The sequence below is a fragment of the Lacipirellula parvula genome, from assembly GCF_009177095.1.
GTDB classification, from domain to species: Bacteria; Planctomycetota; Planctomycetia; order Pirellulales; family Lacipirellulaceae; genus Lacipirellula; species Lacipirellula parvula.
Map to the genome: position 1 here is coordinate 1,882,356 of NZ_AP021861.1, position 24,737 is coordinate 1,907,092.

General features: G+C 62.3%; 19 protein-coding genes. 8 read left to right on the forward strand and 11 right to left on the reverse strand.

From position 1 onward, the window contains the following. Positions 1-58: 58 nt before the first annotated feature. The 3 genes from PLANPX_RS07235 to PLANPX_RS07245 all read right to left on the reverse strand — a co-directional run bounded on the left by PLANPX_RS07235 (position 59) and on the right by PLANPX_RS07245 (position 5,915). On the reverse strand, positions 59-1,888 hold the full coding sequence (locus PLANPX_RS07235; protein ID WP_152098084.1) for an ABC transporter permease: 1,830 nt from the start codon (positions 1,886-1,888) through the stop codon (positions 59-61). 131 nt (positions 1,889-2,019) lie between these two features. Next, positions 2,020-2,901, reverse strand: coding sequence for an ABC transporter ATP-binding protein (locus PLANPX_RS07240; protein WP_152098085.1), 882 nt, complete (start codon positions 2,899-2,901; stop codon positions 2,020-2,022). Between the two features lie 443 nt (positions 2,902-3,344). Continuing rightward, positions 3,345-5,915: a hypothetical protein gene (locus PLANPX_RS07245; RefSeq protein WP_152098086.1), complete on the reverse strand. Its 2,571-nt coding sequence runs from the start codon at positions 5,913-5,915 to the stop codon at positions 3,345-3,347. Between the two features lie 501 nt (positions 5,916-6,416). On the opposite strand from PLANPX_RS07245, the gene PLANPX_RS07250 reads away from it, so the two are divergent. Next, a complete protein-coding gene (locus PLANPX_RS07250; protein WP_152098087.1) occupies positions 6,417-6,695 on the forward strand; it encodes a transcriptional regulator in 279 nt (92 codons plus the stop codon). Between the two features lie 157 nt (positions 6,696-6,852). After that, a complete protein-coding gene (locus tag PLANPX_RS07255; RefSeq protein ID WP_152098088.1) occupies positions 6,853-8,319 on the forward strand; it encodes a protein kinase domain-containing protein in 1,467 nt (488 codons plus the stop codon). A gap of 181 nt (positions 8,320-8,500) precedes the next feature. Here PLANPX_RS07255 and PLANPX_RS07260 read toward each other — a convergent pair whose 3' ends face one another. The 3 genes from PLANPX_RS07260 to PLANPX_RS07270 all read right to left on the reverse strand — a co-directional run bounded on the left by PLANPX_RS07260 (position 8,501) and on the right by PLANPX_RS07270 (position 10,932). Continuing rightward, positions 8,501-9,130 (reverse strand): preprotein translocase subunit SecA, encoded by a 630-nt coding sequence (locus PLANPX_RS07260; protein ID WP_152098089.1) that lies wholly within the window; start codon positions 9,128-9,130, stop codon positions 8,501-8,503. Positions 9,131-9,159: 29 nt separating this feature from the next. After that, positions 9,160-9,612 (reverse strand): ribose 5-phosphate isomerase B, encoded by a 453-nt coding sequence (rpiB, locus tag PLANPX_RS07265; protein ID WP_152098090.1) that lies wholly within the window; start codon positions 9,610-9,612, stop codon positions 9,160-9,162. A 195-nt stretch (positions 9,613-9,807) separates the two neighbouring features. After that, entirely contained in the window at positions 9,808-10,932 is a 1,125-nt protein-coding gene (locus PLANPX_RS07270; protein WP_152098091.1) for an L-threonylcarbamoyladenylate synthase, read from the reverse strand. 783 nt (positions 10,933-11,715) lie between these two features. Here PLANPX_RS07270 and PLANPX_RS07275 point away from each other — a divergent pair. The 5 genes from PLANPX_RS07275 (at position 11,716) to PLANPX_RS07295 (ending at position 17,087) form a co-directional block, all read left to right on the forward strand. Continuing rightward, entirely contained in the window at positions 11,716-12,732 is a 1,017-nt protein-coding gene (locus PLANPX_RS07275) for an AAA family ATPase (RefSeq protein ID WP_152098092.1), read from the forward strand. A gap of 75 nt (positions 12,733-12,807) precedes the next feature. Beyond that, a complete protein-coding gene (locus PLANPX_RS07280; protein WP_152098093.1) occupies positions 12,808-13,722 on the forward strand; it encodes a DUF58 domain-containing protein in 915 nt (304 codons plus the stop codon). Further along, entirely contained in the window at positions 13,719-14,138 is a 420-nt protein-coding gene (locus PLANPX_RS07285; protein WP_198421853.1) for a four helix bundle protein, read from the forward strand. The genes PLANPX_RS07280 and PLANPX_RS07285 overlap by 4 nt, the downstream gene beginning before the upstream one ends. Positions 14,139-14,186: 48 nt before the next feature. Further along, on the forward strand, positions 14,187-16,244 hold the full coding sequence (locus tag PLANPX_RS07290) for a vWA domain-containing protein (RefSeq protein ID WP_152098094.1): 2,058 nt from the start codon (positions 14,187-14,189) through the stop codon (positions 16,242-16,244). Between the two features lie 114 nt (positions 16,245-16,358). Then, entirely contained in the window at positions 16,359-17,087 is a 729-nt protein-coding gene (locus PLANPX_RS07295) for a class I SAM-dependent methyltransferase (protein ID WP_152098095.1), read from the forward strand. Between the two features lie 130 nt (positions 17,088-17,217). Here the strand turns inward: PLANPX_RS07295 and PLANPX_RS07300 are convergent, their stop codons facing one another. From PLANPX_RS07300 to PLANPX_RS07320, 5 genes are all read right to left on the reverse strand, one after another. Then, complete coding sequence (locus PLANPX_RS07300) at positions 17,218-18,429, reverse strand: acyltransferase family protein (protein WP_152098096.1); 1,212 nt, start codon at positions 18,427-18,429, stop codon at positions 17,218-17,220. 74 nt (positions 18,430-18,503) lie between these two features. After that, positions 18,504-20,498, reverse strand: a complete 1,995-nt coding sequence (gene nagB, locus PLANPX_RS07305; protein ID WP_232536318.1) for a glucosamine-6-phosphate deaminase — start codon at positions 20,496-20,498, stop codon at positions 18,504-18,506. A 108-nt stretch (positions 20,499-20,606) separates the two neighbouring features. Continuing rightward, the gene (locus PLANPX_RS07310) at positions 20,607-21,647 is read right to left on the reverse strand and encodes a Gfo/Idh/MocA family protein (protein WP_152098097.1); all 1,041 of its coding nucleotides are present in this window, start codon (positions 21,645-21,647) and stop codon (positions 20,607-20,609) included. A gap of 137 nt (positions 21,648-21,784) precedes the next feature. Next, positions 21,785-22,627, reverse strand: a complete 843-nt coding sequence (locus tag PLANPX_RS07315; RefSeq protein ID WP_152098098.1) for a sugar phosphate isomerase/epimerase family protein — start codon at positions 22,625-22,627, stop codon at positions 21,785-21,787. Positions 22,628-22,684: 57 nt separating this feature from the next. Next, on the reverse strand, positions 22,685-23,608 hold the full coding sequence (locus PLANPX_RS07320; RefSeq protein ID WP_152098099.1) for a sugar phosphate isomerase/epimerase family protein: 924 nt from the start codon (positions 23,606-23,608) through the stop codon (positions 22,685-22,687). A 206-nt stretch (positions 23,609-23,814) separates the two neighbouring features. Here PLANPX_RS07320 and PLANPX_RS07325 point away from each other — a divergent pair, with 206 nt between their 5' ends. Continuing rightward, the gene (locus PLANPX_RS07325) at positions 23,815-24,735 is read left to right on the forward strand and encodes an AraC family transcriptional regulator (protein ID WP_152098100.1); all 921 of its coding nucleotides are present in this window, start codon (positions 23,815-23,817) and stop codon (positions 24,733-24,735) included. Positions 24,736-24,737 lie beyond the last annotated feature (2 nt).

Below are 24,737 nucleotides of genomic sequence, written 5' to 3' on the forward strand. Positions count from 1 at the left end.
TTCGGGCTCGACTGGAGTGCGGCGTTTGGCGTGCTGCTTGTCGGGCTCAAAGCCCAACCTACTTCGCTACCTCGCGGGTCCGCAGCAAGAAGTAGCCCAATATCGACAAGCCCACGACGTACCCGAGGCAGATCGTCATGTCCTGGAACACTCGATCCCACGGCACATTGTATCCTTCCGCCGCATAATTGACCGTGCTGAACGCGCTGAAGTCGGGCAAGCACTGCGCCACCGCCCACATGATCGGCTTGGCGAAGAACCTATCGAACCCGGTTACCAGGTTGTTGAGCAACGTGTCTTCCAGCTGCACCATCACGTTCGCTTGCGTCGCAATGCGGACGACCGATTCGGCCGGGCCGCCGCCGTACGACTTGCCCGTGGCGATGTCGACGAAGTCTTGCCGCCAGAAGCCGAGGATGATGAAGCCGACGACGAACAGCATCGCCACCGGGCCGCTCACCAGCGTGCTGATCGTTACGCCGACCGCCACAACGATGACGGCTTGCACCCAGATGCTGATGCAAACCTTCGCGAAGCTCGCGATCGGCGAGCCGTCGGGATGGCGGATGTACATGTCGGCCTGAGCGAAGCCGAAGTACTGGCCGCGGTCGAGGCACTTTACCAGGACTTCAATCTGGCCCTCTTTGCTTACCAGGTCTTTGAAGAGGTCGATCTCTTGCCGAGATTGCGAATACTGCTTCCGCGGGATGTTGAACTCGTCGACCTGTTGGTCCTGGGCGTCGAAACTGATCGGCTCGCTGGTAAGCTGCGAGACTGGATTGCGGAGTTGGATCGTTCCCTGCAGCTCTTGCCCGATAATTCCCTTGTGCGTGCGGAAGACGCGGACGATGAGGGCGAGGCGGAGCGACCGTTCAGCTTCCGGCACGCCCGGATCGAGGGCGTCGCTGACGTTGTCGAAGGTCCAGATTGCGGTGGCAGGCGTATTGCCGTCGATAAAGCTGCGGTAGGCCCATTCGTTGCCCACGCTAATGCCGGTATCCTTCGCCGCGCCGCCGCGATCAATGAATCGCAGCTTGCCGTACTGCGGCACGCGAGCGCGGATGAATCCGAGCGGCGGCGAGACGCGATACTTGCCGTCGCCGATCGACTCAATCGTGTGGGTGTGGCCGTTCTCGACGAGCGTTTCGCCGTTGCCGTCGGCGTCGAGCGTGAATTCGTGGCGGTGGTCGGCGTCGCGGGTCGTCGTGCCCTTCTTGCCGGCGGCCGCGCCATCCTGATCGGCGACGATCTGGAAGCTCTCGGCTTCGACGCCGTGCGAATGGTCGAGCGAACGAACGACGAAGATGTAGCTGCTGACGCCCATGATGGCCAGCAGCACGGTGATCACGATCGAGAAGCCGATGATGCGACCAAGGATGATTTCACCGGCGCGCACCGGCTTGGTGACGACCGTGTAGATCGTTTTCGATTTGAAGTCGCCTGGCAGGCTGAACGCGCTGAGGAGCAGCGCGACGATCAGGACGAGGTAGGTGGAAGCCGTGAGGACGAAGCTCAGGTAGAGTCGGGCCGGATCCTGGTGGCTGGTGCTCAGAAACCAGTTGGCGAACAGCAGGACGAGGAAGAAGACGCCGAGCGCGACGGCGACGCGGCGTCGCAACGATTCCTTGATCGCCAGCCGGGCGATGGCCCAGACGCGGCGGGGCGACGTCTGCACAAGCTCGCGCAGCCCCTCGCTGACGGTTTTGTAGGTGACGTCGCCGCCGCGGAGCAAACCGTAGCGCGAGGCGGAGATCGCGTACCCGACGACGAGCGCCGCCATCGCGACGCCGAGGAACACCAGCGCAAAACTTGGCAGCGCGCCGATCTGGCCGTTGCCGCCGGTGATCAGCCACTGAAAGTACGGAAGTAGTTGTTGTTCAACGACCATCGGCAGAGGGGGTAGGGTTCAGGGTTCGGGGTTCAGGAAGAGAAGACCAACATCGTTGCGGTAATGCTGTGGTTCACTGGTTCAGAAAGCAGATGTATTCCCTGAACCCTGAACCCCAAAACCTGAACCCTCTACTTGGCTCCTGCCCGGCGACCGGGACGGGCCTCGCTGTCGCGGACGATTTCCAGGAACAGTTCTTCCAGCGTCGTCGTCGGGTTGTCGAGCGAAATCAGCTCGCCGTGATGGCGGGCGATCACGTCGCGCAACTCGTTCTGGCAGTCGACCGAAAGGTTCTTCGCCTTCAGCTGAGTGACGTCGGCCACCTTGAGCAGCTCGTCGACTCGGCCGAGTTCCTTCAGCTCGCCTTGGTGCAGAATCGCGATGCGATCGCAGACGTCTTGCACGTCGGCCAGCAAGTGGCTGCACATGACGATCGTCTTGCCCTCGTCCTTGAGACGCAGGATCATGTCCTTCATCTCGCGAGTGCCGATCGGGTCGAGGCCGCTCGTCGGCTCGTCGAGCATGATCAGTTCGGGGTCGTTGATCAGGGCCTGCGCCAAGCCGATGCGGCGAGTCATGCCCTTGGAGTATTCCTGCAGCTGCCGCTTGCGGGCTTTTTGCAGGCCGACCATTTCGATAAGTTCGTCGATCCGTTGTCGGCGGACGTCGGCCGGCATGTCGAACAGCCGCCCGTAGAAGTCGAGCGTTTCGTCGGCCGTTAGGAACCGGTAGAGGTACGATTCTTCCGGCAGGTAGCCGAGGCGTTCGTTCTTGGCGACGTCGCTGGCCGGTTTGCCGAAGACGAGTGCTTCGCCTTCCGTCGGGAAGAGCAGCCCCAGCAGCAGCTTGATCGTCGTCGTCTTGCCGGAGCCGTTCGGCCCGAGCAGGCCGAAGACTTCGCCGCGGCGGACTTCGAGGTCGAGACCCTTGAGGGCTCGGACTTTTTGGCGGCCCCAGAAGTCGCGGTAAACCTTGGAGAGGGCCCGCGTTTGGAGGATAATTTCGTCGCTCATAGGCGCAGTCGTGGGTCAGCGAATCGGAAAAGAGAAAGGCTCGTTCGAGATCGGTTGGCCCCAAGGGGCGCCATCCGCCGACAGGCGAGCGAGAATCCGGCGTAACACGCACTACGACGGCGAGAGCGCGATGGTTCGGCGACCTTGGCGGGCCGCTTCCAGGCGTCCTCAACTCGCTCCAAGTGAAACGCCGAGTATAAGTTGCGGCCAAATCAGCGACAAGGAGCGGCAACCCGCCCGATGCGGCTCTCCGCGGGGGAAAACCGCCCTCGCGCCAACCTGTGCGACACAACCGGCACAGCCCGCAACGCGACAGCGCGTTCTAGCCCCGGGCTCCGCCCGGGAGTGGGTTGCCATTCCGTTTGGCAACGTCGCGCGATGTGTCGGCCGACCCCCGGGCGGAGCCCGGGGCTAAGGGGCCTGCCACGGCTCAGGCGACAGGATTAGCGTGGCGTTTGTGCGACGCTCGGAGCCTGTAGCGGCACGTACCGCACCGACAATCCGTCGATCTGAGCGCGACCGATCCCCCCTAGGGCGATCGTCAGCCGCAGCTCGGCTCCCGGAGTCGGCGCACGCAGCAGTCGGAACGGCCGCCATTCGGGCGACGATTCGATCCGGATCGCCCCTTCATTGCCGCCGACCGAGTCGAAAATCAGCAGCGGGTCGCTGGAACCGAGCGGCGGCTCCGGGACGCGGACCTGGCCGCTGATTTCTACCATATGCCCTGGCGGAGCCTGCAGCGGCGGAGACGTGACCCACACCGGCGCCGCCGGGAGAGAAGGAGGCGCGTTCTCCGTGAGCTGGCTCTGCACCTGCAGTTCGAGGCAGTAGGCGCCTTGGCCCGGGGCTTCTGGGGAAAGCCGCACGGCTGTCGTCACACCCGTGGGCGGCTGTTCGAAACGCTGCCAACCGGCCTGAAGGAGTTGATTGAGGTCTTCAAAATCGCCGCCAGGCACGGACTGCGGGAGCGAGCCTGCCGGGAGCGCGCTCTCAAGCGTGCGCATCTCGGCGAGGGTCGTCCAATCGAGCGGCAGCGGCGACGAACCGACCGGCAGCGATGGGGCGACCGTCGCCGCAACGCGCCGCAGGGTTTCGTCGAGCAATCGCTCCGCCTCGGCGGCGCAGCCGAACACGGCCGCATGGTCGCGACGCTGAATCATTTCCGCCACTGCCGTCAACTGAGCATCGACGGGGGCAATTTCGGCTCGCGCATCGATTCCCGGGATTTTTGCCAGCGCCTCGACCGCCTGCTGCCGGCGGAGGGCGGCCAGGTCGATTCTCGCATGTGCAGCCCGCGGCGCATGTTGTCGCAAGTAGCGTTCAATGTGGGAATAGGCGTAGCCATCCTCGGTGACGAGGAGAAAGGCGTCGTCCGGCATGTGATCGACGGTAATTTGCAGGCCGCCGGTGACGCGCTTCGCCGGAAGGCGCTGCGAGCCGGCGATCGACAGCAGATAGGCGTCGGACGATTCGGGGACGCCGGGCAGCTTAAACGAGATCGGCTGCTGTTTCGTTCGCTCCGTCGGCGCCAGGGCGTTGTCGCTCCACCGCATCGGCACGATCAGGTGCGAACGCTCGACCTTGATCACCAGCCCGCTGAGGTCTGCACGGCTTGATTGTGCGACCGTCACCGACTTGCCGCCGGCCAACCAGGGTTCGGCCAAACCGAGTCGTAAGTTGGTGAGCTCCAGCGCCAGGCTGCGGATCTGGTTTTCGGGTTCGCCGCCCGCGAGGCTGGCGTTCGATTGAAAGCAAAAGCCGCGTGGAGCAATGCCGAACGCCGCGGACGTGGTCATCGAAAGTTCGTGGAACGTCGCCGGAACGATCGCCGCCGCGCTGCCGCGCAGGGCGCCGAGCTGGGCGCCAAAGTGAGGGCCGCAGTGCGTTTCGACGCTCACCCATAGCGGCGTCCCGCCTCGAACCAGCCGGCGCTGCTGCCCCAGCCACGCCCCGTATGACGGCCAGGGGAGCGACGACCCGAGCGTCGGCCGGCCGATCATCACGAGGTCGGCGATGCGGCTCGCTTCTCGCGTCATTCCGGTGGGCCGCAGCAATACTGGTCGGGCTGGGTCTGATTCGTAGTACTCGATCGCCTGCGCCCAGCGGCGGCAAACTTCCAGGTCGCCCGGTTCGGCGAGCTTGCCCAGGTCCCAGGCCATTACTTGCGAGAACCGCGCGTCGAGCGGCAACGTCCGCATTTGCTCGGGCGTCGGCGGTTCGCAGACGATGAACATTCCGAGGCGTCGCGCTTCGGCAATTTCGCTGTCGACAGGCGGCCGTCCCATCCAGACGGCGTCGAAGCCGAGCTTTTGCAAATAGTCGAGCGGCTCCCCTTGCCACTGGATCACCCGCGGCGCGACCGGCGGCTTGCCGCTCGCCGTTACGATTGGCGACGTTGCCGGCGTCGCGTGAGCCGCCGGAATCACGGCGTTCATCGGCAAGACCTCGTTCGGCGCCGAGCCGGGGGCCTTACCGCCGACGTTCAGCACGCCGTACATCGCGATCTGATCGACCCATAAATCGGTCGGACCCGGCCCGCCGGGAGCCAGGATCACGAGATGCGTGACGAAAGCTTCGCGTTCGTCGATGGCGCCGCCGTACTTCGCCCGCGCGACGCGAACCTGGGCCGGCAACTCGCGCGAAAGCTCGCTGAAGTCGAGTTGTTCCCAGTCGCCCCCTTTGCCGTTCTTTCCCGAGCGAACGAGCAACTGGCGGGGCTGTCCTGTTTCTTCATCGATCGACCGCTTCAGGGTTACCAGCGCGGCGAGTTGCACGCCGGGCCGATTGCACGACGTGATCGCGGTGAGGCGGGTCTCGGCGAGGACGATCGCTTCCGGCAGGTTGTAAGCGAATTGAACCGAAGTCCCGGCCGGCGCGGTGAAGCTGACGTGTTCCGACGCCTTCCCGAATCGTTGCCGGCCGCTCTCGATCGCATGGCTGAGGAGGCGAATTTCGGACGTCGGATTGAGCACGTGCAGCGCCGGCGTTGCACCATCCATATTGTCCAGCAACACGGGAGACGATTGCGCTGATTCAAACGATTGCGCGAGCGCATCCCCGCAAATCGCCCATGCAAGTATTGCAGCAACCATTGAGATTGCTGCGCAGCAGCGACAATCCGATGCGCACCAGCTTCGCTTTATCGTCTCCATGCATACAATCGCTGTGGCCAGACAAGAAATGACGAAGCCGCACGCGGATGTGGCTTCGCTCTCCCAAGATCGCGTGGCGGCGGTCGACCTTCAGCAGCCATGTTGCGGCAGGGCAACATTCGCTGATAGCGACGCGGCTCGACGTAACTTGGGCTTGTATCAGTCTTTCCGCACAGGGGCCAGATCAAGTCGAGGCGTTTCCGCCACAGGCAGGGTGGCAGCACGACTCGAACCGCCAATTGCTTGCTGCACGTTAACTCTTTTCACTACAATGCTTTGCAGCAAGTAGGCGTTGGTCTGGAATGACCGTGGCACGAGCAGTGCCTTAGAGGGTGGCGTCAGCAAGCCACCCGGAGACGCACGATGAACAACACGCCCGATTCGATCGCGACCAGCCAAGACCAGATCCCTGCCGACCTCCTTCGTTTGTCGGAGGCGATCCACGGCATGCCGGAGCCGTACGCCGCGCAGCTCGCTCCGCTGGTCGACGCCGTGATGGAAAGCACCAAACGCCGCCGCCGGATTCTGACCCTCGTTCAGGACGCCCTCAGCCAGCTCCGCCTCGACATGAAGTACCTCATGTTCGATTTGGAAGCCACGCGTCGCGAACGGGACGAATATCGGCTAAAATTGGAAGAGTAAGCATGCGGCGGCTGGCGACACGGGGCAATGTCGCACGGACGGCGCTCGCGGAGAGTTCGCCCCCTCAACCGGTCGACTCTCCAACAGTTCCCACTTTCCGTTGATATTCCCCTAACGGCTCGCTCGGCGTCGATTTCGAGGCGGCCTCTTCTGCGCCATGACCACCACCCTCACCGCTGAGAAGCTGGCGCAACGGGCCGTCGACTGCAATGTCCTCTCCGAGCAGGAGCTCAACGGCGTCTGGGCTGAATTCGGCACTCGCGCCGTCGAATACGAGCCCTTTAAGCAGACTCTCGTCCGACGCGGCCTGCTCACCAATTACCAGCTCGATCGGTTGATCGAGGGGCATCGCAACGGATTCTTCTACGGCGACTACAAGATCCTCTACGGCGTCGGCGCCGGAACATTCGCGAGAGTGTTCCGCGCCACGCACATCCATACGGGCGAATTGTTCGCCGTGAAGGTCTTGCGCGCCCGTTACAGTCGCGCTGGCGCCGATGACAAACGCGACTTGTTCCGCCGCGAAGGCGAACTCGGCGCGCAGCTCAAGCATCCGAACATCGTCGGCATCCATGAGATCGTCTCTAGCGGCGCGCTCAACTATATCGTCATGGATTTCGTCGAAGGGCAGAACCTCCGCGACTTCTACAAGGTCCGCGGCAAGTTCGAGCCGCTCCACGCGACGCGTATCGCCGCCGACATGATGGCGGGATTGAACTATGGATTCCTCAAAGGAATCACGCACCGCGATCTGAAAATGTCGAACGTCATCGTCTCCAGCGACGGCGAAGCGAAGATTCTCGACTTCGGCCTTGCCGGCATCGAAGGGGCCGACGCCGACGAAGCGAATCCCCGCACGATCGACTACGCCGGTCTTGAACGAGCGACCAACGTCCGTAAAGACGACACGCGGAGCGATATCTTTTTCTCGGGCTGCATTTACTACCAGATGCTCTGCGGCAAGCCGGCGCTCGCCGAAACTCGCGAACGCTCGCAACGGTTGAGCAAGTCGCGGTTCATGGAAATTAAACCGATTCTCGACGTGGCGCCCGAAATTCCGCTGGCGCTGGCGCGGATCGTCACCAAGTCGCTCGAACTCGACCCCAGCCGCCGCTACCAAACGCCGGGCGAAATGCTCGCCGACCTGAAGGTCGCCGCCAAGAAAGTCGCCGAAGCCAAAGACAATCCCGCGCTCCTCGAAGAGCAGGTGAAACTCGAAGGTCAGGACGACGCCGGCGAGCCTCGCAAATTGATGATCGTTGAAGCCGATCACAAGATGCAGGACCTCTTCCGCGAGCTGTTTAAGAAACAGGGCTACCGCGTCCTCGTAACGACCGACCCGGAACGTCTGTTCCAGCGGATCTACGACGACGTCAAAGCGTTCGACGTCATCATGCTTAGTTCCGGCCAACTCGGCCGCGACGCGCTCGACGCTTTCAACAAACTCGGCGGCGACATGCGCACGAAGCTGATCCCGACCGTGCTCCTCCTGGGCGACGGCCACGCCGTTCTGGAACCTGAAGCCCAGGCGACTAGCAGCCGCATCGTTGTGAAGATGCCGCTTAAAGGCCGCGAACTCCGCGCGGCGATTCTCAAAGCGCTTGCGGGCAAACAAACATCGTAACGAAGCAGGCCTGTTGAGCTTCACCTGCCCGCGCGCCGCTGGGCCGCTTACTTGAGCGATCGGTTAGAAGCTGCGATCTTGGATTCATTCGGCAGAGAGCTTCACGACCTCAGCTTGTGCGGTTGTCGTTTTGCTTGTCCGTTGCAACTAGAACAGGCTGATCAAGGTTGATCGTCGTTGGCTAGATTTGCAACTGCCCCCAGGCTTGAGGGCAATTCAGCTTCAGCCACGTTTCAGCCGAGTCTGCGGGCAAATCGGCTGTCGTTGTTTTGGCGATCTGCTTCTGCGCGCCTCGTAGTCGTCGCGAGACGGTTTTGCTTCTAATTGGCTCATCCTCTTTCATTCCTAAACGGCGAAGCGTATCGCGGGTCCAATCGCCGCCGAATACTCGCACCAAGGCGTCATCAAACGAAAGCTGGCAAGTCGCTCGAGAGCGGTACGGCAAACCCTTCAGGACATTCAATGCAATGTCGTCGTAGACCGGATGGGGATGCCGCGAGTTAATGATCACTTCTACCCAATTCCGGGCGGCGGAGGTGGCAGAAGATCGGCAAGCGTCGCCAAGATTCGTCGCCAGGCAAGCCTGCAGAGGAAGCGTTGAATTGAACTCCGCTGCGAGTTCGCGCAATACGCTCAGCGAGTCTGGGAAGTGAGCGACAAGGTAGACCGCCGCCGCCGGTTCCCGCAGCGCGGCGGACTCATGAATCGCCGCTCGAATTCCGTTCAGCTTGGCTTCTTCAGTTAGCCAAACAACATTGGGCAAGACTTGAACGTTCGACGGTTCCGATTTTAACCAGTCGAACCAACCCATCGCTTACTCGCTTTAAGGCGTTGAGAGAACTACGGGCATCCCAGCTCTTTTTCCAACTGGTGGATCTTCTCCACCCGCCGCTCGTGTCGGCCCCCTTCGAACGGCGTCGTCAGCCAGACTTCGACCATCCGTTCGACCGTGCGCGGGCTAAGCATGTCGGCCGAGAGGCACAGCACGTTGAGGTCGTTGTGCCGGCGGCTGATCTCAGCCGTCACTTCATCGTTGCATGGCGCCGCGCGGACGCCGGAGAATTTGTTGGCGGTGATCGCCATGCCGATGCCGGTGCCGCAGATGAGAACGCCGCGCTCGGCGGCGCCTTGGCTCACCTTCTTCGCCACGAGGACGGCGAAGTCGGGATAGTCGACCGATTCCGTCGCGCACGTCCCCTCGTCGAGGACTTCATGCCCCTTCGAGCGGAGCATGCCGATGAGCTGCTCCTTGAGGTGGTAACCGCGATGGTCGCTGCCGATGGCGATGCGCATGGCACTGACGCCCTATGAAGATGTGGAACGAATGCGTCGCTGCGTAAAGGAAAACTCTGACTCTGTTTCGGAACTCTGTTGATCGATTGGCATGGCGGGCTGTTCACCACTGCCGACTGCCTGCTAAAGCCGGCAGTCCGATCGTGGAACCCGCCGCCTACTCACTTAAACACCTACTCACCAACACCCTCGCCCCTACGTGAACTTTAGCTCTTTAACCCGCTGCCGGAGGGCTTCCTCAATCTGGTTGGCGCACTGTTCGTACACCTCCATTGGGCAGCCGATGGGGTCTTCAATGTCGGTATTGTCGGGTTGCACCAGGAAGGTCCGCGTCGACGCCTCCGGCCAGCGGCGGATGATCGCCTGCCGGTGGGCGCCGGTGAGGGCCAATATAAGGTCGGCCTGGCGGACCAGCTTCTCCGTCAGCGGCTGCGATTCGTGCCGCGTGAGATCGAGCCCGCGCTCTTTCATCGTGCTGATCGCTTCGGGCGCCGCCCCGCCGCCGGGGGCCGCCGAAACGCCGGCCGAGGAAACCAGCACGCCGCGTTGTTCGACTTCTTCGACTTTGCAGCCCAGCTGTTCCGCCACCAGCTTCCGCAGCAGCGCCTCGGCCATCGGACTGCGGCACGTGTTGCCGGTGCAAACGATGACAATCAACATACTGGCCAGCCGTTCCAATGCCGACGCGGGGACGACCCCCTCGCGGAGGCATTCGTAAGAGTCGTCGCGGGCCCGCACGACCGTCGATGGCTGGCCGTAGCGGCACGCCCCGTCGTCGATTACCAGGCCAACATGTTGCCCAATGCTGCGGATCGCCTCTTCGGCGGTTACGGCATCAGGCTGGCCGGAAAGATTAGCGCTCGTCAGCGCGATCGGTCCCGCCAGCATGTGCAGGACGTCGAGCACCGCGCTATGGGCCGGCACCCGCAGGCCGACTTCGCCGTTTGGGGCAACGGCCGCACGGACTTCCTGCGGTAGCTGCCGGAGCAAGCTCTCGTCCTCGCCATGTTTGACGACCAGCGTAATCGGCCCCGGCCAGCAGCGTCGCGCCAGTCGTTGCGCTTTCACGCCGAGCGTCGGGGCGTAGTCGATCGCATCTTCCACGCTGCGAATCGCTAGTGCCAGCGGCGAGTTGTGCGCCCGTCCCTTCGCTTCAAAAATTCGCCGCACGCCGTCGGCTCGTCGCGCGCTCGCAGCCAGCCCGTAGACGGTCTCGGTCGGAAATACGACCAACTTCCCCTCGGCCAACGTCTGCACGGCGCGATGAACCACATCGCGGCTGTCTTCGGTCTTGCGGAGATTGATGACGATGGGGGGCATAGATCCAATCTATCGAGGCGGGCGTTCGCTCAAGCACGTGGCCGTCCATTCGGCGGAGAGAGCGGGTGCAAACGATCTAGATGGCGGCGCGCGGAGCGACTCAGTTAAGGTACGGACCGAATCCCAGTCGCTGGCGTGAATACGCTGGCCGACCTGCAGCGCTCGACCCCTGCGCTGCCCCACTGACGAATAACGACTCTGAACTATATCTCTGCTCGCCGTCGACGGTCAAGCTGCTGCGGGCTGGCCGTGCGAGGCAAAAGTGGTTGTGTGCAAAGGGGTTACGTTTCGGTAAGGAGCAGTCGTTCGGCGCCAATGCCTCGCTGCCGGTTGCGGGCGATTCCCCGCTGACCAAATCGAAAATCCAATTCTTACCCCGGATTGGCGAACGTCGAGTGCCGGCGCTCATTGCTACCCGAATTGTGAGTCGCCGCTGGTTCGAATGGCGCGATTCTGACGATTTCATCGATTGTTCGCTGAGGCCTCCACTCCGAACCTCTATTCAAATGACAATCAGAAATGCATTTAACACAGAGAACACAGAGGCCACAGAGAAGACGATCAGGGAGAATCACCACCAATGGTTCCTCTGTGCTCTCTGTGTCCTCTGTGTTTAACTCTTTAGCTGCCAACGATTTCAACGGTGACGGCAGTTCAATGGCTTCGCCGCCGGTCGAGTTTGTTCCCACTCCGCTTGCCCCCACGCCCCGCCGCGGAGAAACTTGGGGCTGCCGGTCCGCAACGCTGTTCTGGATGGCGTCACTCCATAGAAAGAAACGGTACATGAGCGATAGCGCCTCGATCGAAAAGCAAGCCGCCGAGTTCGCCGCCCGCTACAAAGCTGTTCGCGAGCAAATCGGCCGCGTCATCGTCGGCCACGACGACATCATCCACGGCGTGCTCACCTGCCTGTTCGTCGGCGGCCACTGCTTGCTCGAAGGCGTCCCTGGCCTCGGCAAAACGCTCCTCATCCGCACGTTGGCTGAAACGCTCGACCTGCAGTTCTCGCGCATCCAGTTCACTCCCGACTTGATGCCCGCCGACATCCTCGGCACGAACATGGTCGTCGAAAACCCCGACGGCCGCCGCACGTTCGAATTCCAAAAAGGCCCGATCTTCACGCAGATCTGTCTCGCGGACGAAATCAACCGCGCAACGCCGAAGACGCAATCGGCGATGCTCGAAACAATGCAAGAGAAGAAGGTCAGCATCGCCGGCAAGGTCTTCCCGATGGAGCCGCCGTTCTTCGTGATGGCGACGCAGAACCCGCTCGAGCAAGAAGGCACCTACCCGCTGCCGGAAGCGCAGCTCGACCGCTTCTTCTTCAAGCTCGTCGTCGGCTATTCGAGCCGCGAGGAACTCTCGACGATCATCGACCGCACCACCCGCGGCGTCGACGTCCGTCCCGAGAAGGTGATGGACGGCCGCGAGATCGTAAAGTGGCAGCAACTCGTCCGCGAGGTGATTATCGCCCCGCACGTGCAGGATTACATCGTGCGGCTCACCCTGGCGACGCACCCCGAGGGCCAGTTCGCCCAACCGATCACGAACCAATACCTCCGCTGGGGCGCCAGCCCGCGCGGCGCCCAAACGGTGACGCTCGCCGCCAAAGTCCGCGCCCTGCTCGGCGGCCGCTACAACGTCAGCTTCGAAGACGTCCGCCGCGTCTTCATCCCCGCGATGCGGCATCGCGTGATCATGAACTTCGAAGCCCAAGCCGAAGGGATCGACGCCGACCACGTTCTCACCGAGATCCTCAAAAAGGTGAGCGAGAAGGGCGAAGACGCGAAGGTGGCGTGAGGAAGCTCCTCTTCTGCTGAGATGCGGCAATAATTCGGCGATGCCAACGCCCTCAATGAGTTCCTAACGCTCGCCATGTCCTCTCCAACCGCCACGCAGACGACGAAGCCCAAAGCCGAGATCCTGACGCCAGAGCTCCTCGCGCAGCTCGAACGGTTGGAGCTCGTCACCCGCAAAATCTTCCGCGGGCGGATGAAGGGCGAGCGTCGCAGCAAGCGGAAAGGGCAGAGCGTCGAGTTCGCCGATTTTCGCAACTACGTCGCCGGCGACGATCTGCGGCTGCTCGATTGGAACCTTTACGCCCGCCTCGACAAGCTGATCGTCAAGCTCTTCATGGAAGAGGAGGATCTCCACTTCTACACGCTCATCGACGCCAGCATGTCGATGGATTTCGGCACGCCGACGAAGCTAGAGTACGCGAAGCAACTCGCCGCCGCGCTCGGCTTCATCGGCCTAGTGCGGGCCGACCGCGTGCGGATCGAAACCGTCGGCCAGTCGGCCGCGCAACGCGGGCCGGTTTTGCGGGGCCGCTCAAGCGTCTGGCGGATGCTTCAGCAGCTTGACGCGATCAAAGCAGGCGAACAAACCTCGCTCGCCGCGGGCGTGAAGAACTTCTGCATCCGCAACCCCGGCAAAGGCATCGTGCTGCTCATCAGCGACCTGATGGACAAGCAGGGGTACGAGACGGCCCTCCGTTATTTCGTCTCGCACGAAATGGACTGCTATGTGATACACCTCCTCTCGCAAGAGGAACTGCAGCCCGAAGTGAAAGGCGATTTGAAACTGGTCGACTGCGAAGACGCCGACGAAGCGGAGATCACCGTTAGCGCGCCGCTGCTCGCCCGCTACCAGCAAACGCTGACCGCATTCACGCGCGGGGCGCAAGAGTTCTGCACCCGCCGCGGCATCCACTACATGCTCGCGAACAACCAGCTGCCGGTGGCCGATTTGGTCGGCCAACATCTACGCAGAAGGGGACTCGTGCGATGAATCATGCTGACATCGAGGGAATGACGAATTCCCGAATGACGAATGACGAATGCCAGAGTGCAGAATCGCCGGTTTACGACTTAGAGGAACGCACTGCTGCATTTGCCGAAACGGTGATCGACTTCGTTCTTGAAATAGATCGCGGTCCAGTCACCTCGCCGCTGATTTCGCAACTCGTTCGCTCCGCCACTAGTGTTGGCGCGAACTACTGCGAAGCAGACGACGCCGAATCTAAGAAGGACTTTCGGCATAAGATCGGACTATGCCGCAAGGAAGCAAGAGAAACCAAATATTGGTTTCGCATGGTGGTCAGAGCGATGCCCGAGACGAAGAAAGCTGCACGCTCATTGTGGAAAGAGGCGAACGAGTTGCATTTGATTTTTTCCAAGATCCGCTGCTCCTGCGACAAGGCTTAAACCAATGCGCATTTCCATTCGTCATTCGTCATTCGTCATTCGTCATTTATGAACGAGCTGTTTCGCAACACGCTAGGCCCCGCCGCTTGGGTCGCGATCGGCATCGTGCCGCCCGCGATCTTTGCGCTCTATTTCCTCAAGCTCAAACGCCAGCCGCTTGAGGTGCCGAGCACCTACCTTTGGACGAAGGTGATCGAAGACCTCCACGTGAACAGCCTCTGGCAGCGACTTCGCCAAAGCCTGCTGCTCTTTCTGCAGTTGTTGCTCGTCGGGCTTGCGATCTTGGCGCTGCTACGGCCGGGATGGTTGGGTGAATCGCTCATCGGCCAAAAGTTTGTTTTCCTGATCGACCGTTCCGCCAGCATGTCGACCGGCGATAGCGATGGCGGCACACGGCTCGACGCCGCGAAGAAACGCGTCGGCTCGCTCATCGATCAAATGGGTTCCGACATGTCGGCGATGATTATCGCGTTCGACGACGAGCCCGACGTGGTGCAAGAGTTCACCGACAACAAACGGCTGCTGCGCGACGCTCTCGACCACATCACCGCGACCGCTAAGCCGACGAACATCCGCGGCGCTCTCGAACTCGCTGGCGGTTTCGCTAACTCGGCGCCGGCGGCGAGCGCTGATGGCAGCGAACCGACGGACGAAACGCCCGCGGCCGCTCCGCAAGAACGCGTCGAACTCTACATTTTCAGCGACGGCCGTTTCGGACCGGTCGCCGAATTCTCGATGGGTAATCTGCAGCCCAAGTACCTCCCCATCGGCTCGTTCGATACGAACAACCTCGCAATCACTGCGTTCAACACCCGCCGCAACGACGCCCGGCCGGAAGATCGGCAGGCGTTCGTGCAAGTCGCTAACTACAGCGACGAGCCGCAAACCTCGACCGTTGAACTCTATCACGACGGCCAATTGCTCGACGCGGCGGAGATTACCGTCCCCGACGGCGACGCCACGGGCGTCACCTTCAATCTTGGCGCCGCTGCGACGGGCAAGCTCGAAGCACGGCTCACGCCGCCGACCGACGCGAACGATCGACTGCCGCTCGACAACCGCGGCTACGCCGTGCTCGACCCGCAGAAGCAATCGCGGATCCTGCTCGTCACTCCGGGCAACAATGCGTTGAAACTCGCGCTGACGACCGGCCGCGCCCAGCGGCTCGGCAAAGTCGAAGTCGTCTCGCCCGAGGCCATCGGCACGCCCGACTTCCAACGGCGAATGGGCGCCGAGACTTACGACCTCGTGATTTTCGATCAGTGTGCTCCCGAGAAGCCGGAGCAAATGCCGCTGGCGAACACGCTCTTCATCGGCCGCGTGCCGCCGCTGCCGGGCTGGACCGAGAAGTCGTCGACTGAAGTGGTCGAGTTGCCGCAAATCATCGACTGGCAACGGAGCCACCCGCTGCTCGCGCTGGTCGAACTCGGCAACGTCGGCGTCATCAACAGCCACATCGTCCGTCCCCCCGCGGGCGGCAAGACGCTGATCGATTCGACCAAGGGGCCGCTGATGGCGATCGCTCCCCGCGACGGGTTCGAGGACGCGGTGCTCGGCTTCGAGATCGTCGGCCGCGACGCCGACGGCGATATGACGGCGAACACCAACTGGCCCCGATACTTCAGCTTTCCGAACTTCTGTTTGAATGTTTTTCAGTATCTTGGCGGGGCGTCGGAAGAGGGACAGAACCAGGTGATCCGCCCTGGCGAGCCGGCCGAGATCGACTTGCCGGAAACCAAGGGGGCGCTCGCGGTGATCCTGCCCGACGGTTCGCGCCGGCCGGTCGAGGCGCCGAAAGCCGGAAAATTGGCGTTTCACGAGACAGATCAGCTTGGCGCGTACGAAGTTCAAGCAGGGAGCGAGGTGGTTGCTCGGTTCGCGGTCAACCTCTTCGACCGCCAGGAGAGCGACATCCGGCTTCGCACCCGCCAGGAGGGGGATGAGGGCCTGCAGGAAGTGGCGTCACTTTCTATCGGTTACGACGACGTGAAGGCCGAATCGCCCTCCTCCCCGATGCGAAAAGAGCTCTGGACGGGACTCCTGTTGGCGGCCCTGGCAGTGCTGGTTTTCGAGTGGTATATCTATAACCGACGAGTGTACATCTGACGGCGGCCGGAGCCGGGCCTGAGCTACGGCGGCACGTCGTTTGCCCTCTCGAGGGCGGCCTTCCGGCCGGAGGCCGAGATCACTCGCCATCATCTGCTGAGGACGCGGCGGCAAATGCCCAAGACCATTAAGCCACGCAAGGCTCGGAAACCGAAGGGAGATGGCAAGACGCTCCACCGGTTTATCGAGAACGACCTCATCCGCCGCGTGAGCTACAACGAATACCGGGATAAGGTCGCGCGAGCCTACGGCGGGCCGAAGGGTGCCCTCCTGACTGTCGCCAGCACGCTTTCGCTCCACATTCCGCTCGGCGAGCGGGTCTTTCGCTCGCGGAAGTTCGATTTGACGGGCGCCAAGTCGATTCTCGACGTCGGCAGCGGCGCGGGCCAATTGGCCGGCCATCTGCTGAAGTACGGCGACCCCGACGCCTCGGTCACCTGCACCGACCTGAGCAGCCAAATGCTGCGGCGGGCCCGCAATCGCCTGAAGAGCGACCGGCCGCGGTTCGTCTCGTGTGATTTGTCGCAACTACCGTTCGCGGACGGTTCGTTCGACTGCATCACCTGCGGCTATGTGCTCGAGCATTTGCCGAACGCCGAGACCGGCCTCGCCGAAATGTCGCGCGTCCTGCAGACCGGCGGCCGGATGTTCCTGCTGACGACCGAGGACAGCTTCTCGGGCGCTTGGACGAGCCGCCTGTGGTTGTGCCGCACATACAACCGTAAGGAACTGATGCGGGTTTGTGAAACGCTGGATCTGCACTGGAAGCAGGAGATCTGGTTCACGCGGATGCACAAAGCCTTCCGCGCCGGCGGCATCTGCGTCGAGATCCAGAAGCGGTAGAGAAGAGGATTAACCACGGAACACACGAAAACGACGAAAGAATTATAAGAGGCGCTTAACTGCCTTTCTTAATTTTCTTTTTCGTTCCTTTCGTGTGTTTCGTGGTTAGAAATGCATTTCTGCATTCGGCTCAAATCCGCAGAAACAACTGCCGCCGGTACATCCAGTAGCAGATCAGCCAGATGAACGCCCCCACAGCAAGATTCTGCAGCAGCGGTTCCCACGCCGGTCCGAAGAGCGTGAATATCGCCGCGCCGAAGTGCCGTAGATAGTTCTCCAGCGTCCAGTGGGCGATGAGGTGAATGAGCGCGTAGGCGGCGATCGAGTTCATTCCCACGACCACCGCCGGGAAGGCCCAGCGACGCCAACCCTTCAGGTCGACGATCGCGTAGAGCAGCCCGAGCGTCAGCAGGCTGAGGCCGCCAGCGGCGAGCGTGAAGCTTGGCGTCCAGATCTTCTTCACGATCGGGCAAACGCCCGCGAAGTGGCAAGCCAAGCCGAGGCCCAGCGCCACGGCGCCGCTCGCGAGCAGCGTCAACAACTTCCGCCGCGGCGCTCCATTGCCACGCAGCAGTTCGCCGGCTATCAGGCCAAAAATCATCGTCGCCAGCGAAGGAACAAAATTAAGCGTGTTGTAGCCGCCGCCGTTGGCGACCCACGGCTCCGGCCGTGGAAAGAGGTTCAGCAGCCAGCCGTCGAAGTAGTGAGCCGGGTGGGCGTTCTTGTTCCAGTGGGCCCAGAAGCCTTCGTAGTAAACGTGCCCGTTGACCGCCGCGTAGTCGTAGTCGCCCGCCGGCAGCGGCCAGAGTGCGAATAGCAGCCAATAGCCGGCAAGGATCGCCGCCGCGACGCCGAGCTGCACCCGCCAGCCGCGGTTCCACAGCAGGAATAAAAACACGTAGCCGAGGCCGATTTGCGAGACGACGTCTTCGAGCGTCCAGTCGGTCGCATCGTCGCCTTCGGACCGCAGGAAGACGCCGATGAGAATCAGCAGCAGCGACCGGTAGACGGCGTGCCCCAGCATTCGCCCGAACGAATCGCCTCGCCGTTGCCGCGCCGCGTATGAAAACGCCGCCGCCGCCCCGACGACGAACATGAACGACGGCTGAATCATGTCCCACAGGACGATGCCGGACCATTCCACATGCTCGAACTGCCGCGCGAATGCCTGAATCCACGGCGAGTCGGGATACCCTTCGCGCACCGCAGAGGTCCAGCCGTTAGGCGCATCAAGCAGCACCAACAGCAGCATCACGAGGCCGCGGTAGACGTCGATCGACGCCAAACGCTGCGACGGGATCGCAGCGCCGACAGGCGCGGTTGCAGATGGCGGACGTTCCATCACCCCTCCTCAAGCCCGCCCCCTCAAGCGGGGACGGGGACAAGTTGCGAGTACGTCCACCTGTTGTAGCGCCGTTACAGCACCGAGTCGAGATCGCCCTTCCAGCGGACGAACCCTTCGATCGCTTCGTACTCGGCGAGGCCGAGCTTGTCGTAGGTTTCGGCCGTGGTGCGGTTCCGCTGTTCGGCGCGTTGCCAGAACTCGCGGGGGTCATTACCCGGGAACAAGGCGCGGTCTTTTTGCGATTCGTGCTTGAAGATTGCCGCACGCTTCCGCAGGAGTTCCTGGGGGCTGAGCGGGACCGCCATCTCAATTTGATGGGCGCCCCATTCCTGCCAGGCGCCGCGGTAGAGCCAGACTTGGCACTGCTGGTACCACTCGTCCCCTTCGGCTTCGATCTGCTTGCACGCCTGCAGGATCGCAGCGAGGCAGGTGCGGTGCGTGCCGTGCGGATCGGAAAGATCGCCCGCCGCGTAGACCTGGTGCGGCTGCACCTTGCGGAGCAGTTCGACGGTGATGCGAATATCGTCGTCGCCGAGCGGCTTCTTGCGGACGCGGCCCGTTTCGTAGAACGGCATGTCCATGAAGTGGAGCTGCGATTCGGGGATGTTGCAGCAGCGGGTCGCCGAGCGTGCTTCCGCGCGGCGGATCGTCCCCTTGATGAACTGCACTTCGGGGCTGTCGACCTGGCCCTGTTGCTTGTGCTTCACGAACTCGTCGATGTGCCGTTCGAACTCGGCGGTCCGTTCGGGATCGATGTTAAACTTGCGGTTGAACTCCGAGACGAAGTCCATGAACGTGATCGCATCGTCGTCGAAGACCGCGATGTTGCCGGAGGTCTGGTAAGCGACGTGCACCTCGTGGCCCTGGTCGACGAGCCGGATGAGCGTGCCGCCCATCGAAATCACGTCGTCGTCAGGATGCGGCGAGAAGATCAGCACTCGTTTTGGGAAGCAGCCTTCGCCGAAGCGGAGCGAATCGCCGGCGCGGCGGGCATGTTCCGGCTTGCCGCCCGGCCAACCAGTGATTGTCTGCTGCAACTCGCGGAAGACTTCGATGTTCAGGTTGTAGGCGCGGCCTTGGCTGGCGAGCAGGTCTTGCAGGCCCTCTTCGTTGTAGTCTTCCTCGGTGAGCTTCAGGATCGGCTTCTGCACCTTCTGGGCGAGCCAAATGACGGCCTTGCGGATCGCGGCGTTGTCCCAATTCACGGGGCCGACGAGCCACGGGCTGCGACGACGCGTGAGGGCATCCGCCGCCGCGTCGTCGAGCACGAACTGAGCGTTCGGGTGCGTTTGCAGGAAGCTTGCGGCGACAATCGCTGAGATCTCACCCTCGACCGCCTTGGCAACGACGGCCGACTTCCCTTCGCCGTAGGCCATCAGAATGACCTTTTTGGCTTCGAGAATCGTGCCGACGCCCATCGTGATCGCCCGGCGCGGGACGTTCTCTTCCGCGAAGAAGTCGCTCGCCGCATCGCGACGGGTCTTCTTGTCGAGCGTGATCATACGGGTGCGGCTGTCTCGACCCGAACCAGGTTCATTGAAGCCGATGTGACCCGTGCGGCCGATGCCGAGGATCTGGATGTCGATGCCGCCCGCTTCAACGATCTTCGCTTCGTAGTTGCGGCAGTACTCTTCGACTTGCGTGTCGGCGAGCGTGCCGTCGGGGACGTGCACGTTCTCTTCGAGAATATCGACGTGGTCGAACAGATTCTCGTGCATGAAGCGGACGTAGCTCTGGAGCTCGTCGGGCTGCATCGGGAAGTATTCGTCGAGGTTGAACGTGACCACGTTCTGGAACGACAGACCTTCCTGCTGGTGGAGCCGCACGAGCTCTGCGTAGACGCCGACCGGGGTGCTGCCCGTGGCGAGGCCGAGGACCGTCTTGCGACCTTGCGAATTCCGCTCGCGGATGAACGCGGCGATTTCCGCGGCGACGGCTTTGCTCGCTTCACCGGCATGACGGTAAACGCGGCAGGGAATCTTCTCGGGGCAGGAGCTGTGATCGTGCATGGAGGTGGCGTCGGTGGGTTGAAGGGCGCCGGCGACGGGCGAATCAATCGTACTCATACAGGGCTAAGGAAGGCCTTATTCGTGGTGGGCGAGGTCGCCCCAAAAGCGGACCTCGATCATTACTGCGTGCGCGTTCGTGAGTGTGAATCTCACATTCTAACCGACTTAGCGCCGGATGCGAGACGCTGCGATGCTGGCAGCTTCCAGATCGCAGATCTTCACGGCGTCTTCGGCTAACCGTCCATTGAGAATCTCACTTTCCTGATTTTTGCGCAGACTTTCGATAACATTGCGCAGCTCGGCGGCAAAGGCATCCATCGGGTCGCCGCTGCCGAGGTCAACGCGCTCCGCTTTGCCTGATTCATCGAGAATCGTCGGCGGGCAGAGGTACGTTCCCGCGCCGTTCAGCACTGAGAATTCGAACAGCAGCGTGGCGCGTTCGAGGTGAATCTCGAAGCCATGGTTGAACGCCCGACCTTGTTGGTCGACCGTGCCGCTCGTCGCTTCGACGACGTAATCTTTGTCGGCGAAGCTGAAGAAGCTGTGCCAGAACTCGGGGAGGCCGTCGCGCATCCGGCCGCGGCTCACGACGTCGTCGGGCATGCCAAACAGCAGCCGAATGAAGTGGGCGTCGTGCACGTGCAGGTCAAACAGCGGGCCGCCGACTTGGTCGGCCGTCCAATAGTTCTTCAGCCACGCCGGGTTGGAAATCACGCGGCGGAAGGCGCCGCCGCGAAGGGCGCCGTAGCGGCCGCTAGTCGCCGCTTCGTAAGCCCAGGCATATTCAGGGAAGAACGGCAGCACATGCCCGACGAACAGCCGGCGATCGGCTGCCGCGGCGGCGGCCGACATCCGCTGACACTCGGCCGAGGTGAGCGACATCGGCTTTTCGCAAAAGACATGCTTCCCGGCGGCGAGCGCTTTGAGAGTGACTTCCGCGTGCAGGGCAGGGGGGAGCGTCACGTCGATCAGGTCGAGGTTCGTCGCGGCGAGCATCTCGTCGACGTTCGAGTACGTCGCGACGCCCCTCAGATCCATCTGCTCGCCGGCGGGGCCGAAGTTCCCTTTGATATCGGTCCAATCGCCCTCGAGCCGGCTCTGCTTCGACTCGCAAATGGCCGCCACCCGCACCCCCGGAATATTCCGGTAGGAGAGGTAGTGGATCATCCCCATGAAGCCGAGGCCTACGATGCCGACTTCGATCATGCGACTTCCTTCGTGGTGGATTGAATTGAACCACAACGACACGACGAGCACGACGAAAGGCGGCGTTCGCAAAACGACCGCAATGTTTTTCTGCGTCGTGTCCGTTGTGTCGTCGTGGTAAGTATTACTGAATCTTGCTAAGCCAACTGACTCTTCAGCGACTCAAGCGTTTCGACTGCCGCGGCGATTTCGGCCTTTTGCCGCACCGGTTCTTGCGGGATTTCGCGTTCGATGGTCAGCGGCCCCGTGTAGCCGATTTCTTGGAGCGTCTTCAGGTACGCGGCGAAGTCGACGGCGCCCTTGCCGAGGGCCACTTCGGCGCCCCACGTGTCGCCCGGTTTGTCCGACCAGGTTGCGTCTTTGCAGTGGATGCTGCGGACGTACTTGCCGAGCGTCTTCAGCGCGGGGATCGGTTCGCCGCAGCCGTAGAGGATCATGTTCGCCGGGTCGAAGTTGATGAACAGGTTGTCGCGCTCCATGTCTTGCATGAAGGCGAGCAGCACGTCGGCCGGCTCTTGGCCCGTTTCGAGGTGGATCGCCTGGCCGTTCTTCGCAGCGTAATCGCAGACGTCGCGGGTCACCTTCAGCACGTCTTGATAAGCGGCGCTCGACCGATCGTGCGGAACGAAACCGAGGTGGAGGCCGACCACATCGACGCCCATCAGGTGGGCAAAGTCGGCGATTTCCTTTAGCTCTGCCACTCGAGCTGCGCGGGTTTCCAGCGGCACGAGGCCGATCGTCCGCTCCACCGTCGGAATGTCGGCGTAGCTTTCGCCCTCAAAGCCGGCGAAAACGACGGTGACGCGGATGCCGAGGTCCTTCAGCTTCGCGACGAATTCCTTGGCCCGTTCCGGCGTGCGCGATCCGGCATGCGGGGTGTGGAGGTGCGCGGTCGAAATCCCGAGCTCATGGGCCGTGTCGGGACGGACACCCAACCCGGCGTCGATGCTGATGAAGACTCCAATCGGCCACTTGCTCATGATTTTTCCTTAACCCAGTTCCACTTCTATTCGAATTGAATTGGTAAGCGCGGACTTTCACGCCAGCAGTGTTTGATCCATGCGTTTGGCGACGTCGGTCAGCCACTCGCGGTCGCCGCCGGCCACCTCCGCCGTGCACCAGCCGGAGAACTTGATCTCGCGGAGCGCCTCGCGGACGGCGGCCCAGTTGACGTCCCCTTCACCGATCTTGGCGTCGAACCCCTTGGTGGTACTCCAGTCCTTCACGTCGAGTTTAACGATCCGCGATCCGAGCGTGCGGATCCAGTTCTCGCTCGGCGAGAACTTCACGACGTTGCCGATATCGAAGTACGATCCGACCCACGGGTTGTCGATTTCATCAATGTAGTCGCGGAGCTGTTCCGGCGTTTCGCAGAAGCCGTTCCAGACGTTTTCGATGAGGACGCGGACGCCGAGTTTGCTCGCGAGCGGCAGTACTTGGCGAATGCCGACGATCGAGCGCTGCCAGACATGGTCGTGGTTCTCGTCGGCGCCGTTGACGCGGCCGGGGACGAGCAGCACCGAGAAGCCGCCAAAGGCGTGGCAGTCGAGAATCGCTTGCCGCAGGATTGCGACCCCTTCGTCGCGGACTTTCGCATCGGGGGCCGAGAGTCGGACGTCCCAATGTTTCATATCAACCAGCCCGTGGACGGGCAGGCCGGTGGCATCGCTCGCCTTGCGGACCTCCTCGGCAGAGAAGTCGGCCGGGCTGATGAGCTCCATGCCGTCGTAGCCGATTTCTTTACAAATCTGAAAGTGATCGAGGACCGTGGGGGCGCCTTCGATCATGCCCCACTTCACTGCTTTGTAGAGTTGTAGCTTGTCTGGCGACGCTCCGGCGGCTCGTTGAGCCGCGGCTGATTCGCCCGAGTTGGTCGGTATGGCGGAGCCGATCGCCGCGATGGCGGCGGCAGTCGTGGCCTGACGCAGGAAGTTACGGCGGTTGGAAGCAGTGGCGTTCATCGAGTGCGTCTCCCCAGGCTCAGGCAGTTGAAGGGTCGGCGAACCCACCATGATGGGCGTTGCCGTGGCTCCTGTCTCCCCGGTCTGTTGCAATTTCTTGTACAGATTTTGCGCGATCTCGCGTTACAATCGGGGCCACGAGTTATGTGCGGCCCAATCGCCCCCGCGGCGGTCCTTCGCCACGCTTACTCCAACGGTTGAGAGCGATGCAGCCATCCTTCGAAAAACTGATCCCGCCCACCGGCAGCTCGATCCGCTGTTTCGATCGGAGCATTATCGAGAAACCGGCCGGGTGGCACTACCATCCTGAGGTCGAAATCTGCCTGATTGAGCGCGGTTCGGGAACCCGCTTCGTCGGCGACCATATCGGTAACTACGCCGACGGCGACTTGGTCCTGCTGGGGGCGAATCTCCCGCACCACTGGGCGTCGGACGAGTTTCGCGGGCAGCGCTACGACCGGCACCCAGCCGTGGTGGTGCAGTTCGACCCAGTGCAGTTTGGCGGGCAATTCTTTGGCCTGCCGGAAATGGTCGATACGGTCGAACTGCTCGATCGCGCTGGCCGCGGGTTGCATGTTCGCGGCGAAACGCAGCAACGTGTGGCGGTTGCCGTGCGGGAGATGCTGCGGCAACGCCCCTCCGCGCGACTGTTATCGCTGCTGGGTATTCTCAACTTGCTAGCCCAATCGGCCGATTTGGCGCCGCTAGCCAGCCCCGGATTCGCCCCTTCGTTCCACCCCCGACTGCAAGATCGTCTCAACCGGGTCTGCAAGTACATCCACGATCACCTCGCCGAACCGTCGCTCAACCAAGGCGATTTGGCAAAATTGGCCGGGATGCACCCTTCGGCGTTCAGCCGATTTTTCAAGAACGGCACCCAGCGAACGGTGACCGACTACGTCAACGAGCTGCGCATCGGCCTCGCCTCGCGGCTGCTGCTAGAGACTGAGCTGAGCATCCTTGAGGTCTGCCTCCGCTCGGGGTATGAAAATGCGTCGAACTTCAATCGGCGATTCCGCGAGTTCCGCGGAATGACGCCGCGAGATTTTCGAGCCGCGCATCGGGCGCCTGGCGGCCACCCGCAGCGTGCGTTCGAGCCCCCTCCCCGCGCTGCCGCGCCAGCGTGAAG